This is a genomic window from Xanthomonas sp. NCPPB 3218, assembly GCF_056725185.1.
Genome location: NZ_CM161516.1, coordinates 3678680 through 3695726, shown reverse-complemented (window position 1 = coordinate 3695726; position 17047 = coordinate 3678680). Strand labels below are relative to the sequence as shown.

Annotated in this window: 10 protein-coding genes and 1 other RNA gene; 2 read left to right on the top strand and 9 right to left on the bottom strand. The window is 65.4% G+C overall.

The genetic code is table 11. The annotated features are described in order from the left end of the window. Window positions 1-259: 259 nt before the first annotated feature. Window positions 260-2428: a methyl-accepting chemotaxis protein gene (locus AC1PLS_RS15355; RefSeq protein ID WP_184433817.1), complete on the bottom strand. Its 2169-nt coding sequence runs from the start codon at window positions 2426-2428 to the stop codon at window positions 260-262. 519 nt (window positions 2429-2947) lie between these two features. Further along, a complete protein-coding gene (locus AC1PLS_RS15350) occupies window positions 2948-3154 on the bottom strand; it encodes a hypothetical protein (RefSeq protein WP_016904346.1) in 207 nt (68 codons plus the stop codon). A gap of 117 nt (window positions 3155-3271) precedes the next feature. Between AC1PLS_RS15350 and AC1PLS_RS15345 the strand changes: the two genes are divergently transcribed. Further along, window positions 3272-3982 carry an rRNA pseudouridine synthase gene (locus AC1PLS_RS15345; protein ID WP_016904347.1) on the top strand — a complete coding sequence of 237 codons (711 nt, stop codon included), beginning with the start codon at window positions 3272-3274 and terminating at the stop codon, window positions 3980-3982. 1141 nt (window positions 3983-5123) lie between these two features. Here AC1PLS_RS15345 and AC1PLS_RS15340 read toward each other — a convergent pair. The 5 genes from AC1PLS_RS15340 to AC1PLS_RS15320 form a co-directional block, all read right to left on the bottom strand. Next, window positions 5124-5894, bottom strand: a complete 771-nt coding sequence (locus AC1PLS_RS15340; RefSeq protein WP_240475949.1) for a hypothetical protein — start codon at window positions 5892-5894, stop codon at window positions 5124-5126. A 155-nt stretch (window positions 5895-6049) separates the two neighbouring features. Continuing rightward, the gene (locus AC1PLS_RS15335) at window positions 6050-6454 is read right to left on the bottom strand and encodes a response regulator (protein ID WP_039816233.1); all 405 of its coding nucleotides are present in this window, start codon (window positions 6452-6454) and stop codon (window positions 6050-6052) included. Between the two features lie 78 nt (window positions 6455-6532). Beyond that, window positions 6533-7015 (bottom strand): hypothetical protein, encoded by a 483-nt coding sequence (locus tag AC1PLS_RS15330; protein WP_046343838.1) that lies wholly within the window; start codon window positions 7013-7015, stop codon window positions 6533-6535. A gap of 138 nt (window positions 7016-7153) precedes the next feature. Continuing rightward, entirely contained in the window at window positions 7154-8950 is a 1797-nt protein-coding gene (gene recQ / locus AC1PLS_RS15325; protein ID WP_024939934.1) for a DNA helicase RecQ, read from the bottom strand. 396 nt (window positions 8951-9346) lie between these two features. Continuing rightward, the gene (locus AC1PLS_RS15320; RefSeq protein ID WP_024939933.1) at window positions 9347-9904 is read right to left on the bottom strand and encodes a Dps family protein; all 558 of its coding nucleotides are present in this window, start codon (window positions 9902-9904) and stop codon (window positions 9347-9349) included. Between the two features lie 90 nt (window positions 9905-9994). On the opposite strand from AC1PLS_RS15320, the gene hrpA reads away from it, so the two are divergent. Then, complete coding sequence (gene hrpA / locus AC1PLS_RS15315; RefSeq protein ID WP_481103821.1) at window positions 9995-14125, top strand: ATP-dependent RNA helicase HrpA; 4131 nt, start codon at window positions 9995-9997, stop codon at window positions 14123-14125. Between the two features lie 112 nt (window positions 14126-14237). Here the strand turns inward: hrpA and AC1PLS_RS15310 are convergent. Together AC1PLS_RS15310 and AC1PLS_RS15305 are read right to left on the bottom strand one after the other, a co-directional pair. Next, window positions 14238-14312, bottom strand: a non-coding RNA gene (locus AC1PLS_RS15310) — sX9 sRNA. Window positions 14313-14373: 61 nt separating this feature from the next. After that, window positions 14374-17007, bottom strand: coding sequence for a TonB-dependent receptor (locus AC1PLS_RS15305; protein ID WP_184433823.1), 2634 nt, complete (start codon window positions 17005-17007; stop codon window positions 14374-14376). Window positions 17008-17047: the final 40 nt, after the last annotated feature.

Below are 17047 nucleotides of genomic sequence, written 5' to 3'. Positions count from 1 at the left end.
AGGCATCGCGCTGGAAACAAGCGCTTTTGAGTGGCTTGCGTGCTTGTTTTCCAGGTTGTTTTGTGGGCACTGCGCGCGCGTTGCGGGTGCCTGAGCTGTCTGCGCCGAATGCCGGTGAGCGTGCGGGATAAACGCAGAAAGCGCCCTGGCGGGCGCTTTCTGCGTGTGCGATGGCATCAATGGCTGCGGGCACATCCGCGGTGTTGCATCAGCGTGCCTGCACCGACAACCGGTCGACGGCGCAGTGCCGGCTGCTGGCTCAGGCGTTGCGGACCTTGCTCAGCAGCTGTGCGACCGGTGCCGCTACGCGCGAGGCGGCCTGCCGTGTCTGGCGTGCGTCGATCTTGAAGATCGCCACCGCATCGGTGAGCTGCACCGCCTGCTCTTCCATCGCGCGCGCGGCGGCAGTGGCTTCTTCCACCAGCGCAGCGTTCTGCTGGGTGGTTTCGTCCATATGCGTGATGGTCTGGTTGACCTGCTCGATGCCGGCCGACTGCTCCTGCGAGGCTGCAGAAATCTCGCCCATGATGTCGGTGACGCGTTGCACGCTGGCCACCACATCGCCCATGGTCTTGCCGGCGCTGTGCACCAGTGCCGAACCCTCGGCCACGCGTTGCACCGAGTCGTCGATGAGGTCCTTGATCTCCCTGGCGGCGCCGGAGGACCGCTGCGCGAGCGTGCGCACCTCCGAGGCCACCACGGCAAAGCCGCGGCCTTGCTCGCCGGCGCGCGCGGCTTCCACCGCTGCGTTCAAGGCCAGGATATTGGTCTGGAAGGCGATGCCGTCGATGACGCTGATGATGTCGGCAATCTTCCTGGACGAGGCTTCGATACCGGTCATGGTGTCCACCACCTTGCCGACCACGTCGCCACCTTGCGAGGCAACGCGTGCGGCGCCGATCGCCAGCTGGTTGGCCTCGCGTGCGCTTTCGGCATTCTGCTTGACGGTGGAGGTCAGCTCTTCCATCGATGCTGCGGTTTCTTCGAGGTTGGCTGCCTGCTGTTCGGTGCGCTGCGACAGGTCCTGGTTGCCGGCGGCGATTTCGCTGGCCGCGGAGTTGATCGACACGGCCGACTCCTGGATGTTGCCGACGATCTGCGCCAGCTGGCTGGCCGTGGTGTTGGCGTCATCGCGCATCTGTGCGAACACGCCGCGGAATTCGCCGCTCATGCGTGCGGTCAAGTCGCCAGCGGCGATGGACTGCAGCAACGACGACAGCGACTGCAGATTGCCGTCGGCCGTGGACATCAGGTGGTTGAGGCTTTCGACCATGATGCGGAAGTCGAACTGGAAGCGCTCGGCATCGCCGCGCGCGCTGAAGTCGCCATTGGCGGCGGCCTGGGCGAGATGCTTGATCTCGTGGTTCATCGCCGACAGGTTGAGCTTGACCTGCGACATGGTGTCGCTGAAAACGGCCTTTTCGCCGGGCAGCGGCTGCATGTCTTCGGAGAGTTCGCCAACCGCATACCGGCCCATGATGCGTGCCAGATCGGTCTGCACCGCCACGTGCGAGGCAACCAGCAGGTTGGTGTCGTTGGCCATGCGCCCATAGTCGCCCGGGAATGCTGCCGCATCGATGCGGAAGCTGATCTGGCCGTTGTCATGATGCCTGGCCATGTCGGTTTGCGCGGCGATCAGGTTGCGCAGCTGCAGCTGCATCTTGTCCATGGCCTTGAGCAGACGACCGGTTTCATCGTTGGCGTTGGTGTGCACATCGTTGTGCAGGTTGCCGGCCGCGATGGCTTCTGCGGTGCGTGTGGCCTGGCTGAGCGGCTGGGTCAGGCTGCGAGTGATCAGCCATGCGAGCAGGCCGCTGATGACCAGTGCGGCAATGCCGCCGGTGGCCAGGGTGATCTTCCCTCGATGCATCGATGCAACCGCGGCCGCATAGGCATCCTTGCTGAGGCGGCGCTCCAATGCAGCGTTCTCGCGGATCGCCGTCTGCTGCGCATCCATGGCCGCTGCGGCGTCGCCTTGCAGCAAGGCCTGCGCTTCCTGGTTCTGGTCGCGGAGGCCGTATTCGAGAATCTGGTTATTGAGCTTGACCGAGATGTCGCGCTTTTCCTGCACCAGGTCGAGCGCCTGTTTTTCAGGCACGCTGCTGGGCAGTGCGGCCAGGGCGTCGTGTGCCTGCTTGTAGCGTGCGCGGTTCTTCTCGATCATGTCCATCGCACGGCGATTGGCCGCGTCGCCAGCGACCATGACGATGTCGCGCAGGCCGATTGCCACGTTGGTGTTGGCGTCGAGCATTTCCGAGGACAGCTGGATCCTCTCCATGTTGCTGTTGACGATGGTGTCCAGTTCGAAACGCGCGTTGGACATGGTGACCAGGCCGGTGGCCACAAGCAGGCCCGACAATAGGATCAAGATGCCAAAGGCCATGCCCAAGCGGCGGCCGACATTGAGGCGTTGCAGATATGTATTCATGACCGCATCCAGGTAGTGCAACTGAGGGGCTCGATGAATGGGTCATCCACCAGAGCGTCTTGCCCCAGCTAGCGGCCGGATCGCGACGGGCTAAAGGCTCGTATTTGAAATTACTTATATTGAATTCATCGGATGGAAGAAATTTCCCGACAGCCGTCCGCAGCGGCCTGACATACGCGCAGAAATTGCTTGTTTATTGCGTTATGGCTGGATCGAAGCGTGCCAACGGCGGAACGATTTTCCGACGTTCTGATGCCAGGTGGCGATGCACCCAGGGCAAGGACGTTGCTGGGACAGGGTGCAATTCATCTCGTGTCGCGATACCGGCAATGCGCTTGTCTTCAAGCAGCGGCGGCGCCATTGCTACCGAGTGCTCAGATGCTTGGATCGGCCGTGATGCGGTGCGACAAGCCCACGTTGCCGCGAGCGATTTGCGGGCCCGCACGTGCTGGCTGCTCTGCCGGCAACGCCCATCGCGCGTGAGGCACCACGCGCGTGACGGCACTGTGGGTCTTGCGCTCAACCTTCCAGTGCAGCGAGCACCTCTGCATGCAGCTGCTCGGCGCCGCTTTCGGTATTGAAGCGTGCAAAGATTTCCTCGCCGGAGAGCAGGCCGACCCGGACCGAGTGGCAATACGAGCCGAAGTTTTCGCCTGCATTGAAGGGGTCGCTGATGACGGAGATATGGTTGAGGCGGACCCGGGTGGTGCCGAACTTGATGAACATCTGCAATCTCCTATGTGAGCGCCCAGTTTCCCATGTTGTCGGGCGGTGCAGAAGCCGGCCTCACGCATCCATCGACCCAGCACGTACACTGCCGTGCCCTGAAACCGAGCTCGCCCGATGTCCGATCCGATCCGTCTCGACAAATGCGTGGCCGCGCTGTTCGGCTGCTCGCGTGGCGAGGCGCAGCAATACATCGAAGGCGGCTGGGTCAGTGTGGACGGGGCCGTGGTCGAAGAGCCGCAAGCCTTGGCCACTGCAGCGCAGGTGACGCTGGCGGAAGACGCCGTGCTCGCAGCTGCCGAGCCTGCCACGCTGCTGCTGCACAAACCGGCAGGCATGAGCGCCGAAGCGGCGCTGGCACTGGCCACGCCGGCAACGCGCAGCGCACTGGACCAGCTCGAAATGCGGGTGCTGAAGCGGCACTTCCTGCGCTTGAACGCGCCGCTGCCGCTGGAGGACGAGGCGAGCGGCTTGCTGGTGCTGAGCCAGGACGGCCGCGTGCTGCGCAGGCTCAGTGCCGATGCGACCTCGATCGAACAGGAATTCCTGGTGGAGGTGCGCGGTGAGCTGCGCCCGTATGGCATGGCGCGGCTTGCGCATGGTCTGGTGTATCAGCAGCGCAGCCTGTCGCCGTGCAAGGTGAGCTGGCAGAACGAGGAGCGCCTGCGGTTCGCGATCAAGCATGTGCAACCCGGCCAGCTGCGTTACATGTGCGCTGAGGTGGGGCTGGAGGTGGTCAGCATCCGGCGCCTGCGCGTGGGCCGTGTATCGCTGGGCAAGCTGGCCATCGGTGAGTGGCGCTATCTGCCGACAGGCGAGCGGTTTTGATCGGCGTCGGTTTTCTGCGCGCCTAGTCGCAACGCGGTCGTCTGCAGATGCTGGTGACACGTGCTGGTGACACGGCACATGCATCAAATGCCGCGCGGCCTCAACGCAGCGATGTCGCTGCGGGGCCTCGCTTTCCAGACAGCGTTAGCACTGCTGCGCTGTTACGCGGGAAGTAGTGAGTGTTAGCCGTGCCAGGCAGAGGCCGGCCTGGACCGGCGCCCGGTATCAGCAACTCAGGGTAAGTGCGCATCGAGCGCGGGATATGTCCCATCTCGATGTCTGGCGCGCTTCCTGTGTTGCTTACTTCTTGTTGCGCTTCTTCTTGGCGCGGGTCACCAGCCAGAACACCACGGCAATCACGCCGATAACCAGAATGACGAAGGCCGGTGACAGAAACGAATTGTCGCCCATGGGAATTTCCTGAAAGTCTTCGCAGCCAAGTGCTGCACTGACATCAGCCTAGCGAGCGGCCTGCTTGATGGCGTGAAATATACTGCATTCGTCCCTGGCAGCAGCGGTGCATTGCCATCCGCGCAAGAGCACGCTACAGCTGCGAGTGCGGTTGCTGGGCATCTGGCTGCCGGCTCTGCCGTGGGAATACCGGCGCAATGATGCTGTGCTGGCGGTAACCGCAAACCGATAAGTCTCATGCCACAAGCGCATGGGCAGCAGCGTTTGGAGATCGCTGTGCAGGTGATCAATTCAATGCGCAGACAAGGCCAGCGCGTGAGCCAGCCATAATCAGCATCAGCACGGATCGAGTTGCAGGGTTGGAGCGTCCGTAACGTTGGAGCTCGGACACAGGGCCGGCGTGTCACCGAGCAGTTCGACTGCAAACCCAAGTGAGCCGTCTGCGCCTGCGCGAATGACTCTTTGTCCGAGTAAAGCGCGCGCAGCCAGGCTGATGGACGAACAACTCACCACGATGTGTGAGCCGCTTGCCCGGTACCGGCAATGTCCCGGCAGGGGCGTGCTCAGCGCCCCGCGAGTTGAGCGGCCCAACAGGCCTCGCGTCCGGTGGCTGCAGTCTAAATGAGGTGTACATCACGTAAATCGGGGCCGCGCCGACAGCTTGTCGGGTCATCCCCGACAGGCGTCGTGCCGTCCGGCTGCACCCGCACCCGGGCGCAGCCTTGTCAGGTCACGGGAAGCTCGCGCTGCAGCGGAAACCGGCGCAATCGATCTGTACCGTACTGCCGCCAGTGCAACTGGCGGTGAAGCGCGTGGCGCTGCGCGCCTGCACCGCGCCGCAACTCAGGCCAGTGCTGATGCCCTGCGCGCGCGTCATGGCCGATTCGGTGGACATCGCCGGGCCTGCAGGTGCAACGGTGGCTGCGGCGTTGCCGGCTGGTGCTGCTGCGCTGGCCGGTGCAGGCGGGGCGACATCGCCTGCCAGCGGCAGCGTGACCGCTCCGCCGGGCGAATTGCCGCCGCTGGAATCGGTTGCTGCGACAGCGCGCCCTTGTGCGTTGTCGCCCTGCAACGGTTGGCCGCGATCCTCGCGGTGGCGGTCGAAGCTCAGCGTCTGTCCGAATACCAGCTGGATCCAGCTCGGGTAGGTGTAGCCGGTCCCTTTGCTGTGGTCGACGATGGCGCCAATCGCGCCGCCGATCAGGATGTTGCCCCAGATCCCGATGTTGGCGCGCGAGATGGAGCGGCCGGCGGCATCGCGCTGACCGGGCAGCACGCAGCTGACCTCCAGATCGCGCGAGGACCGATGTACCTGCACGGTCTGCCCGGACTTCAGGGTGAACCGGCCCTTGTCGTTGCTGAGCGCGCAGTCGGCGCCAGCGATGACGTGCCCGTCGGCGGTCTTGGTATCCACACGGATGGGCTGGGTCGCGTCGTTCATGACCGTCGCGCAACCGCTCAACGCAGCCATGGCAATGGCTGCGGTCACTAGGTGTTTCATGTTGTCCCCTGGCGTAAGACATGGTCGGGCCAGGTGGGCATGGCGCCGCGTCCCTGGCACAACCGTGTCGTGATCAATCCCCGTTGCCGACGCATCGCGCCGGCCGCCACTTCATACCGGGATTGTGGGTCGCCGTCCAGTCGCGACCGTCTGCGTCATGCAACCGGGGTGGAGAGCACCCGGTGCTTGGCCATCACGCTGCGGATCGCGCTCAACAACTGCTCAGGGGTATAGGGCTTTTCGAGGAAGGCCACGCCGTCCGGCAGGATCTCTTCCACATATTCAACCGCCAGGCCGGAGGTCAGCAGCACCGGCAGGTTGTAGGGCGCGTGCGCCGTCTTGAGCGCCAGGTCCACGCCGGTCAGGCCGCCCGGGAAATGGATGTCGGAAAACAGCACATCCACGCGTGGGTCGCTTTCGATTAGGGTCAGCGCCTCTTCGACCGAGCCTGCACTACGGCAGGTAAAACCATAGCTTTCCAGCACAAGGCAGCTGAGTTGTCGGGTGCCATCGCCATCTTCGACGACAAATACAACTGGCCGTTCCTTGTTCTGTGACATGAGCACGTCTCGTAAGGCAGGCCACATTCTCAGCGATGCGGCAGTGAACCCTCTGTCAACGCAGACGGAGCCGTACGGTTACCAGCCGAACGGGCCGGGGCCGTAGCCGCCGGGGCCGTAGCGCGGGCCGAACAGCGCGCCTTCGCCGCGTCCGACGCTGATGCTGACGCCGATCTGGTGCGCCTTGCCGTCGTCGTCGTAATAGGTCTTGCAGGAATTCAGGTTGACGGCCTGCCAGTTGCTGTTGCCGCCGCGGTTGGAATAGCCCATGCCGGTTTCGACCGCGCCATGCAGCTTGCCCTGGCATTGTTCGGCACGTTCGGCAGCGAGCGAGGCCGCGCTGGGGCGGCTCAACGCAGGCTTGGGGCCACTCTTGTCGCCGTAGAAGGTGCCCGGCGGGTCGGTGCTGTATTCCGGGTCGGAGCGGTACTGCACCGGGGCTTGCGGAACGCTCAGGTCCAGCGACCGCGCCGACCCCGGCTCGGCACTGCTCTCGCCGGCCTGGGCAAGCGCGCTGCCGGCGGCAAATAGAGTGGCCAGGACAAGCAGGCTGCGTTTCATGGGTGGACTCTACTCAAGAGGGACTGACAGCGCGTGCCAGATCGCCTTGTGAAACTAGCAATGGCTGATTGAATGCGCGCTGTCGATTCTGCGGATTTTTGTGCCAGCGCCGCCACCGCGATGACACATGCCGTTGCATCAGCCCTGCTCGCGCACGATCTCGATCAGTTGCGCGCCATAGCGGGCCAGTTTGCCGCCACCGATACCACCGACGCGCGACAGTGCATCGATGCTGGTCGGCCGCTGTTCGGCGATATTGCGCAGCGTGCTGTCGTGGAAAATCACGAAGGCCGGCACGTTCTGCTCCTTGGCCAGCTCCGCGCGCAGGCCGCGCAAGGCATTGAACAGCACCAGATCCTGCGGCTGCACCGGCAGGCCGGTCCGCTGCGCGCTGCGCTCGCGCCCGGCAGCCGGGTTCTCGCGCCGCATCATCACCTGGCGCTCGCCCTTGAGCACCTGGCGGCTGGCATCTGTCAGGCGCAGCCCGCCGTGGCCCTCGCTGTCGACCTCCAGCAGGCTGGCCGCCACCAGCTGGCGGAACACTCCGCGCCAGGTGCGCTCGTCCAGGTCGCGGCCGATGCCGTAGGTACTCAGCTGGTCGTGGCCGAGCTGCTTGATGCGCTCGTTCTCGCTGCCGCGCAGGATGTCGATCAGGTGGCCCACACCGAAGCGCTGCCCGCTGCGGTACACGCAACTGAGCGCCTTCTGCGAGGCCACCGTGGCGTCCCAGGCGGCAGCAGGCGTCAGGCAGTTGTCGCAGTTGCCGCAGGGCTTGGGATAGGTCTCGCCGAAGCCGGCCAGCAGCACCTGGCGGCGGCATTGCATCGATTCGCAGTAGCCGAGCAGGTGATCGAGCTTGGCGCGCTCCAGCCGCTTGCGCTCCTCGGCCGCTTCGCCCTGTTCGATCATCTGCTTGAGCAGCACCACATCGCCCAGGCCATAGCAGAGCCAGGCCTCGGCGGGGTCGCCATCGCGGCCGGCGCGGCCGGTTTCCTGGTAGTAGCCTTCCAGCGATTTGGGCAGATCCACATGCGCCACGAAGCGCACGTCCGGCTTGTCGATACCCATGCCGAAGGCGATCGTGGCGGCCATGATGATGCCGTCCTCGCGCAGGAAGCGGCGCTGGTTTTCCGCGCGCACCTCGGCGGGCAGGCCGGCGTGGTAGGGCAGGGCGTTGAAGCCCTGCGAGCACAGATACTGCGCGGTCTCCTCGACCTTGCGCCGCGACATCGCATAGACGATGCCGGCCGAGCCGCGGTGGCGGCCCAGGAACTCCTGCAGCTGCTTGCGCGCGTTGTCCTTTTGCACCACGGTGTAACGGATGTTGGGGCGGTCGAAGGAGCTGACAAAGTGGCGCGCGTCGACCAGGTCCAGGCGTTCGGCGATCTCGCGCTGGGTCGGCGGATCGGCGGTGGCGGTGAGCGCCATGCGCGGGATATGCGGCCAGCGTTCGTGCAGCACCGTGAGCTGGCGGTATTCGGGGCGGAAATCGTGACCCCATTGCGAGACGCAATGCGCCTCGTCGATGGCGAACAGCGCGATGCGGCTGCGTTCCAGCAAGGACAGGAAGCGCTGGGTCAGCAGGCGCTCCGGGGCGACGTAGAGCAGGTCCAGGTCGCCCGACAGCAGGGCACGTTCGACCCGCTGGGCGTTCTCCGCGTCCAGCGTGGAATTGAGGAATTCGGCGCGCACGCCGAGCTGGCGCAAGGCCTCGACCTGGTCCTGCATCAGCGCGATCAGCGGCGAGACCACGATGCCGATGCCGTCGCGCAACAGCGCCGGCACTTGGTAGCACAGCGACTTGCCGCCACCGGTGGGCATCAGCACCAGGGCATCGTTACCCGCAGCGACATGTTCGACAATGGCTTGCTGTGGGCCGCGGAAGTCGTCGTAACCGAAGACGCGGCTGAGCAGTTCGTGGGCGGGGGAAGACATCCGCTTAGGATACCGCGCGGGTCAAGCCCTGGTCGGTGTCAGGCTGACGCTGTGGCGCAATGGTGCGTCGGAGATTGCCGCGATGTGGCGGGTGTGCCCACGAGTGCTGATGCGGACGTTGCTGGATAGGGGGCGTGCGGCGAAAAAAATGGCCGGTGGCCGAGCGTTGCCTAAGGCGACTGGAGCTTCGCTCCGTACGCTCACCCCAAGCCCCGCTCCGCGCCCCGGCCCGCGCTTGCGGCGCGGGCGCTCCAAGGCACGCGCGCCCATGGCGCGCCAGCAGTGCCTTCTCGTCCCGATGGGAGAGGTGCTCAGTGTCTAACTTATGGAGCAGGAGCCCAAGGTTTCGGCGCAGCGAAACCTTGGGCAAACCCGCAGGGGTGAAGCCCAGGGGGGTTACTGCAGCAGCGAACGCAGCATCCAGGCGTACTTCTCGTGGGTCTGCAGGCGCTGGGTCAGCAGGTCCACGGTCGGATCGTCGCCGGCGTCGTCGGCGGTACCCAGCACCTTGCGTGCGGTGCGGCAGACCGCCTCGTTGCCGCTGACCAGCTGGCGCACCATTTCACGCCAGTCGGCGCTGTCGCTCAGCCCCTGTTCTTCCGGGATCGAGGTCAGGGCGACGAACTCGCTGTAGGAGCCCGGTGCGTTGTAGCCCAGCGCGCGGATGCGCTCGGCCACTTCGTCCAGCGCGGCCCACTGCTCGGTGTACTGGGTCTCGAACATGGTGTGCAGCGAGTTGAACATCGACCCGGTGACATTCCAGTGGAAGTTGTGGGTCTTCAGATACAAGGTGAAGGCGTCAGCCATGTAGCGGGCCAGACCGTCGGAGATCTGCTTGCGATCGCCGTCCTTGATCCCGATATCGATGTGTGGCGCCGATGCTGCGGCGACCGGCAGTGCACCCGCTGCTTCATTGATGACGACGGGCTTGTTGGCGTTCTTTTTCTTGGACATGGGAATGGTCCTCCTGAGGAACCTGATATCGGGTCACAATAGACAGGCTAAAGGATCTGTTGTCATTCAATCTTTCACATTTTTCCATCAATGAGCGCTATCGACACCGACCTTGCCAACACCTTGCGTGAGCGCCGCCGCGCCGTCGATGGCGCGATGAGCCGCGACCGGGGCCGGCTGCTCGGTCTATGGTCGCGCTGGCAAGGCAAGCCCGGCAACCCGCAGGTGCGCGCGGCGTTCGAGCAGGCGCTCGCGGCGTCGCAGGCGCAACGCCAGGCGCGCGCCGAGCAGCAGCCGGCCATCACGCTGGATCAGCAACTGCCGATCGCGCGCGAGGCCGAGCGCATCATCGCGCTGATCCGTGACCATCAAGTGGTTGTCATCGCCGGCGAAACCGGCTCGGGCAAGACCACCCAGCTGCCCAAGCTGTGTCTGGCGGCCGGGCGCGGTGCGGCCGGCATGATCGGCTGCACCCAGCCACGCCGGATCGCCGCGCGCGCGGTGGCGGCGCGGGTGGCCGAGGAGCTGAAGACGCCGTTGGGCACCACGGTGGGCTTCCAGGTGCGCTTCACCGACCGGGTCGGCGAGCAGTCGCGGATCAAGTTCATGACCGACGGCATTCTGCTGGCCGAGATCGCCAGCGACCGCTGGTTGTCGGCCTACGACACCATCATCGTGGACGAAGCGCACGAACGCAGCCTCAACATCGATTTTTTGCTCGGCTATCTCAAGCAGTTGCTGCAAAAACGCTCCGATCTCAAGTTGATCGTCACCTCGGCCACCATCGATACCGAGCGCTTCGCCCAGCATTTCGACAATGCGCCGGTGATCAATGTGGAAGGCCGCACCTTCCCGGTCGAAGTGCGCTACCGGCCACTCGAAGGCGAGGCCGGCGGGGCCGACGACACTGGCGACGGCGAGCGTGGCAATGGCCGCGATGGCGAACGCACCGTCAACGATGCGATCGTGGCGGCGATCGACGAGATCACCCGCATCGATCCGCGTGGCGATGTGCTGATGTTCCTGCCCGGCGAGCGCGAGATCCGCGATGCGCACCAGTCGCTGGAACGGCGCAAGTACCGCGAAACCGAAGTGGTGCCGCTGTACGCGCGGCTGTCGGCGGCCGACCAGGACCGCGTGTTCAACCCAGGGCCGCGTCGGCGCCTGGTGCTGGCCACCAATGTGGCCGAGACCTCGCTGACGGTGCCGCGCATCCGTTACGTGGTGGACCCGGGTTTTGCGCGGATCAAGCGCTACAGCCCGCGCCAGAAGCTGGACCGCCTGCATATCGAGCCGATCTCGCAGGCCAGCGCCAACCAGCGCATGGGCCGCTGCGGGCGCATTGCCGAGGGCATCTGTTACCGCCTGTATGCCGAAGCGGACTTTGCCGCGCGGCCGGCATTCACCGATCCGGAAATCCGCCGCTCGTCGCTGTCGGGCGTGATCCTGCGCATGCTGCTACTGGGGCTGGGGCGGATCGAGGATTTCCCGTTCCTGGAAGCGCCTGACGAGCGTGCGGTCGCCGATGGCTGGCAGCAGTTGCTCGAACTGGGCGCGATCGACGGCAACCGCCGCCTGACCGCGACCGGCCGCCAGATGGCGCGCCTGCCGGTGGACGTCAAGCTGGCGCGCATGCTGGTGGCTGCGCAACAGCATGGTTGCCTGCGCGAGATGATCATCATCGCCGCCTTCCTGGGCATCCAGGATCCGCGCGAGCGCCCGCCCGAGGCACGCGAAGCGGCCGACAACGCGCATGCGTTGTTTGCCGATGCACGCTCGGAATTCGTCGGCATCCTGCGCTTGTGGGAGGCCTACCGACAGGTGCACGAAGATCTCACCCAGTCCAAGCTGCGCGACTGGTGCAACCGGCATTTTCTCGGCTTCCTGCGCATGCGCGAATGGCGCGAGCTGCATCGGCAGCTGCGCCTGTTGTGCGAAGAGCTGGGTTGGAGCGAAGAGCCGGCCACCGCGATGCTGGCACCATTGCTGGCCGGTGCCAGCGCGCCTGCGCGCGAGGATGGGCACAACGCCAACCGGCCCACGCGCGGGCAGCTGCATCGCGCTGCGCGGCTGGCACGCGAAGGCAAGCCGGATTCGAACGCGCCACCTGCACAACACGCCTCTGCTGCTGCCGCCAGGCAGGCCGAAGCGGCCGAAGCGGCGGCACGCACCAGCGAGCGCGAGCGTGCAGCGGCGTATCAGGCCTTGCATCGCGCGCTGCTGGCCGGCCTGCCCACGCAGATCGGCCATCGCACCGAAAAAGGCGACTTTCTCGCCGCGCGGCAACGCCGGTTCGTGCCGTTCCCCGGCTCGGCACTGGCACGCAAGCCGCCGCCGTGGATTCTGGCGGCCACGCTGCTGGATACGCAAAAAGTCTGGGGCATGACCAATGCCGCGATCGAGCCGGACTGGGCGATCGCCGAGCTGGGACATCTGCTGGCACGCAAGCACTTCGACCCGCATTGGTCGCGTGCGCAGGGGCAGGTGGTGGCGTCCGAACAGATCAGCCTGTTCGGCCTGGTGCTGGCACCGAAGAAGCCGGTCCATTTCGGCAAGATCGATCCGGCCGGCGCGCATGACCTGTTCGTACGCCAGGGCCTGGTCACGGGCGAGATCAACACGCGTGCGGCATTCATCGCCGACAACCTCAAGGTGCTGGAGCAGGCGCGCGAAGAAGAAGCCAAGCTGCGCCGCGCCGGCATCGTGGCCGACGAGGACTGGCAGGCGCGCTGGTATCTGGACCGCATCCCGGCCGAACTGCATTCGGCCAGCGGGCTGGATGCGTGGTGGAAAACCCTGCCGCCGGACAAGCGCCGCAGCCTGCACTGGACATTGAACGACCTGTTGCCGGGCGAAGGCAGCGAGGCCGATCGTTTCCCGAAGTATTTCCCGCTGGGCGATGCGCGGTTGCCGCTGCATTACCGCTTCGAGCCGGGCGCCATCGATGACGGCGTGACGCTGGACGTGCCACTACACCTGCTCAACGCGCTGGATCCGGCACGGCTGTCGTGGCTGGCGCCGGGCTTCGTTGCCGACAAGGCATCGGCCTTGATTCGCAGCCTGCCCAAGGCGCAGCGGCGCAACTATGTGCCGGCCCCGGATTTCGGGCGCGCGTTCTACGAGGCCTACAGCATCGCCTCGGCCGACGACATCCGCGGCGAGCTGGCGCGCTTTCTGACCAAGACCACCGGTACGCAGGTGGCGGCGCTGGATTTCGACGAAGAGTCGCTGGACACGCATCTGCTGATGAACCTGCGCCTGCGCGATGACGACGGCAAAGTGCTGGCCGAGTCGCGCGATCTGGACGGATTGCGCGCCCGCTTTGGCGAGCGTGCCGGCCAGGCCTTCGCCGCGCGTGCAGGGCGCGCGCTGGCTGCCGAGGGCCTGCGCGATTTTCCATCCACGCCGATTCCCGAACAGGTTGCCGGCGAAGCCGGCGTGCCGGCCTATCCGGCGCTGGTGGATCAGGGTGACGGCGCGGCGTTGCGCATCTTTGCCGACCGCAACGAGGCGGCGCAGGCGCATCCGCGCGGCGTGCGCCGGCTGCTGGAAATCGCGCTGGCCGACAAGATCAAGCAGGCGCGCAAGCAGCTGCCGGTGTCGCCCAAGACCGGGCTGCTGTACGCGGCGATCGAATCGCAGGAGCGCCTGCGCGGCGATCTGGTCGATGCCGCGCTCAACGCGGTGCTGGCCGATGGTCTGGGCACGATCCGCGACCCCGGCGCCTTTGCGCAGCGCCGCGACGAGGCGATCAAGCGCCTGTTCGGCGAGGCGATGGAACGGCTGAAGCTGGCCGAAAGCATTCTCGCTGCGGTGGCCGAGCTCAAGCCCCTGCTGGAAGCGCCGTTGATGGGCTGGGCGCGTGGCAACCTGGACGATATGGAGCAGCAGCTACGTGCGCTGGTGCACGCCGGCTTTCTGCGCGAAACACCGGCCGAGGCGCTGGCCAATTACCCGCGCTATCTCAAGGCGATGATCCTGCGGACCGAGCGCGCCAAACGCGATCCGGCCCGCGACCAGGCGCGCATGCTCGAACTCAAGCCGTTCGTGGATGCATTGGACCAGGCGGCTGCGCGCGGTCTGCAGCAACGTGATGAATGGCAGTCGCTGCGCTGGGACCTGGAGGAATTGCGCGTATCGGTATTCGCGCAGGAGCTGGGTGCCAAGTCGGGCGTGTCGGCGAAGAAGCTGTCACAGCGGGTGGTCGCGTTGCGCAACTGACTGGTGCCGGAGGCGCTGGTGACGACGGCTTGCCGCCATCGCCATCGCGTTGTGTCGGAGGCGCTGGTCCTGCCACCGACTGGTCACTCAGGCCAAGCACTGCGCTTTGAGCGGTGAACGCAACCCAGCGCGCAGTGGTCAGCTGGGCGTGGGCAATGCCCGGAACCGGCGTGTACGCCCGGTACATGCCGGTTCCGGACATTGGCCGCGCCGCCGGGCGGTGCGCGCCGTCCGGTTGCCAGCCGCTGTCAGAACTTCATGTGCAGGCTCGCCATGTAGCGGCGCCCGCTCCTGTAGCGGCCGGCCAGATGGTCGGTGTCGCCGAGATACTGCAGGTATTGCTCGTCCAGCAGGTTCTGCGCGTCGATCTGCAGCGACCAGTTCGGGCTGAACGCATAGCCGATGCTCGCGCCGAGTTCGGCGTAGTCATCTACGCTTGCCGGCGCGGCGCCGGCCACGTAGCCGCCGGCCAGATAGCTGTCGCGCCAGTTGTAGGTCAGCCGTGCGTTGAGCGGGCCTTTTTCGTAGTACGGGCTGACTGCCACGCTGTTGCGCGACTGGTAGGGCAGGGCATCGCCAGTGTTGTTTTCGCCATTGGCGTAGGTGTAGTTGGCGGTCAAACCAAAGCCGCTGTCGCCGAACGGCTGCTGGAATGCGATGTTGAAGCCCTTGACCTTGCCATCGCCGGCATTGCGTGGCCGCTGGATGCTGTAATCGCAATAGCCATCGGCGCTGCAGCCGTTGCTGCCGAGCAACTGCGCCCAGCTCTGCGGCGCGGTATCGCGCAGCGCGTTGTACTGGCGCTCCACGCTGGCGCTGGTGTCGATGTAGTTGTCGATCTTCTTGTAGAACAGCGACCACGCCACCACCGACTGCTGCGCGAAGTAATACTCGGCCGACAGGTTGAAGTTCCAGGATTCGTACGGCGACAGCTCGGCATTGCCGCCGCTGCCGGTCAGCGTGGTGTCGTTGAGGAAGGTGTTGTTGACCATCTGGTTGTACGGCGCCCAGGCAATCACCTTGGCCGCGGCAAAGCGGAACACCCAATCGTCGTCGGCCTCGTAGGACAGCGTGAGCGAAGGCAGCAGGAAATCCTCCTTGCGCGTACGTGTCTGCCACAGGCTGTCGGCGTTCTGCAGTGTGGGCGTGCCGCTATAGACGAAGCCGCTGCCCTCGGTTTTCGAATCGACATAACGCAGCCCGAGATTGCCGCGCAGGCCGCCGCCGGAGAAGTTCAATTGCGCATAGGCGGCGTTATTGGTCTGCTGCAGCGCCCAGGTGTTGTTGAGGTAGCTGGCCGGATCCGGCGCGCCGTAGTCGACCGGACTGTTGCGGATCCAGTTCAGCACGTTGTTGCGGCCTGCCTGCACATGCCGGCCGTGGTCCGGATAGAAATCCTGCAGATCGGTCAGCCCGATCGTGCCCACGTCGGCCAGCGTGCCCGGCGTCACGCCGCCATAGACGTTGAGCTCGAAGCGCTCCTCATGCTTGCCATGGCGCACGCCCAGCAGCAGTTGGTTGAACACGCTGTCGAACTGCAGATTCAGATCGAGTTGGCCGTAGGTGTCCTTGCTTTCGGTGGAGAAGATGCCGTTATTGCCGAACCAGCCGCCGGCCGAGCCCCAGTTGGCCGGATCGCGCGCACGCGCCGGATCGTCGAAACGGATGCCGCGCCGCGTGTCCCAGCTGAAGCCGCCGTTGTAGAACGGCTCGATGAAATACTGCGACAGGTCCTTGTTCTCGGATCTGCTTTGGCCCACCTGCCCATTCAATCCCCAGCCATCGCCGCGGAATGCGCCGCGCAGGTCCAGGCCCTTGGTGGTGACTTCCGATTCGCGCACGTTGTTGTCGTAGATCACGGTGCCGCCGAGCGGGTCGGCATTGGCGCCGGAATGCCCGCTGGTCACCACACCATTGCGCAGGCCGCCGAGTTGGTCCACTGCCGCCACCGTGCCGGCATTCCAGGTCAAAAAGCTGTACATCGACTGGTTGTAGTTGTCGAAGTTCTCGTTGATGTACAGGCCGCTGAGGTTGAATTCCAGCGCCTGGCTGGGCTTGAGCTGCAGATTGACCACGGCGCTGTCGCGCTCGCGATCCTGCTGGAACCAGGCCGCGTTGATGGAGTTGGGCACGTCCGCATCGGCGGGCACGCCGCCTGCGGCATTGGCGAAGGTACTGGCTGGCGCATAGCCGAACACTTCCATACCGCGACGATCGACGCGTTCTTCGTAATGCTGCGCCGACACCGCGATGCCGAAGGTGTCGGCCGCGTTCTTCCAGCTATACAGCAGCGCCGCGTTCGGCTTGCCCTCGCTGGCCTGCGCGCTGTAGCTGTAGCCGATGGAGGCGGCCACCTCGTTGACGTCCAGGTCCAGCGGCTGCCGGGTGTGCATCAACACGGTGCCACCCAGGCTGCCTTCGGTCAGGCGCGCTTCGGAGGATTTGAGGATTTCCGCGCGGCCCAGGATCTGCGGCGCCAGCAAGGTGTAGTCGAATCCGCGGCTGGGTTGCTCGCCGTAGAGCCAGATCGCCTGCGCCACCGGATGGCCGTCCAGGAAGGACAGATTGAGGCTGGGGTCGGTGCCGTCGATGCTGACGCGCTCGCCCTGGCCAAAGCGCCGGTCCAGGGTGACGCCGGGAATCTGCGACAGCGCCTCGGCCACGTTGGTGCTTGGAAACTTGCCGATGTCTTCGGCGGTGATGGCTTCGGAAATGCCGGCGTTGTTGCGTTTGGTGTCGAGCGATTTTTCCAGGCTGGCACGGATGCCGACGACCTGCACGGCATCCAGATCGGTGGCCTGGTCGACCGCGTCCTGGGCTTGGGCGGCGAATGCCAGCGACAACGCGATCGCGCTGGACAGCAGGGTGGTGCTGTATTTCATGATGTCTCTCCTCATCACGCACAGGGATGGACGGCGGGCT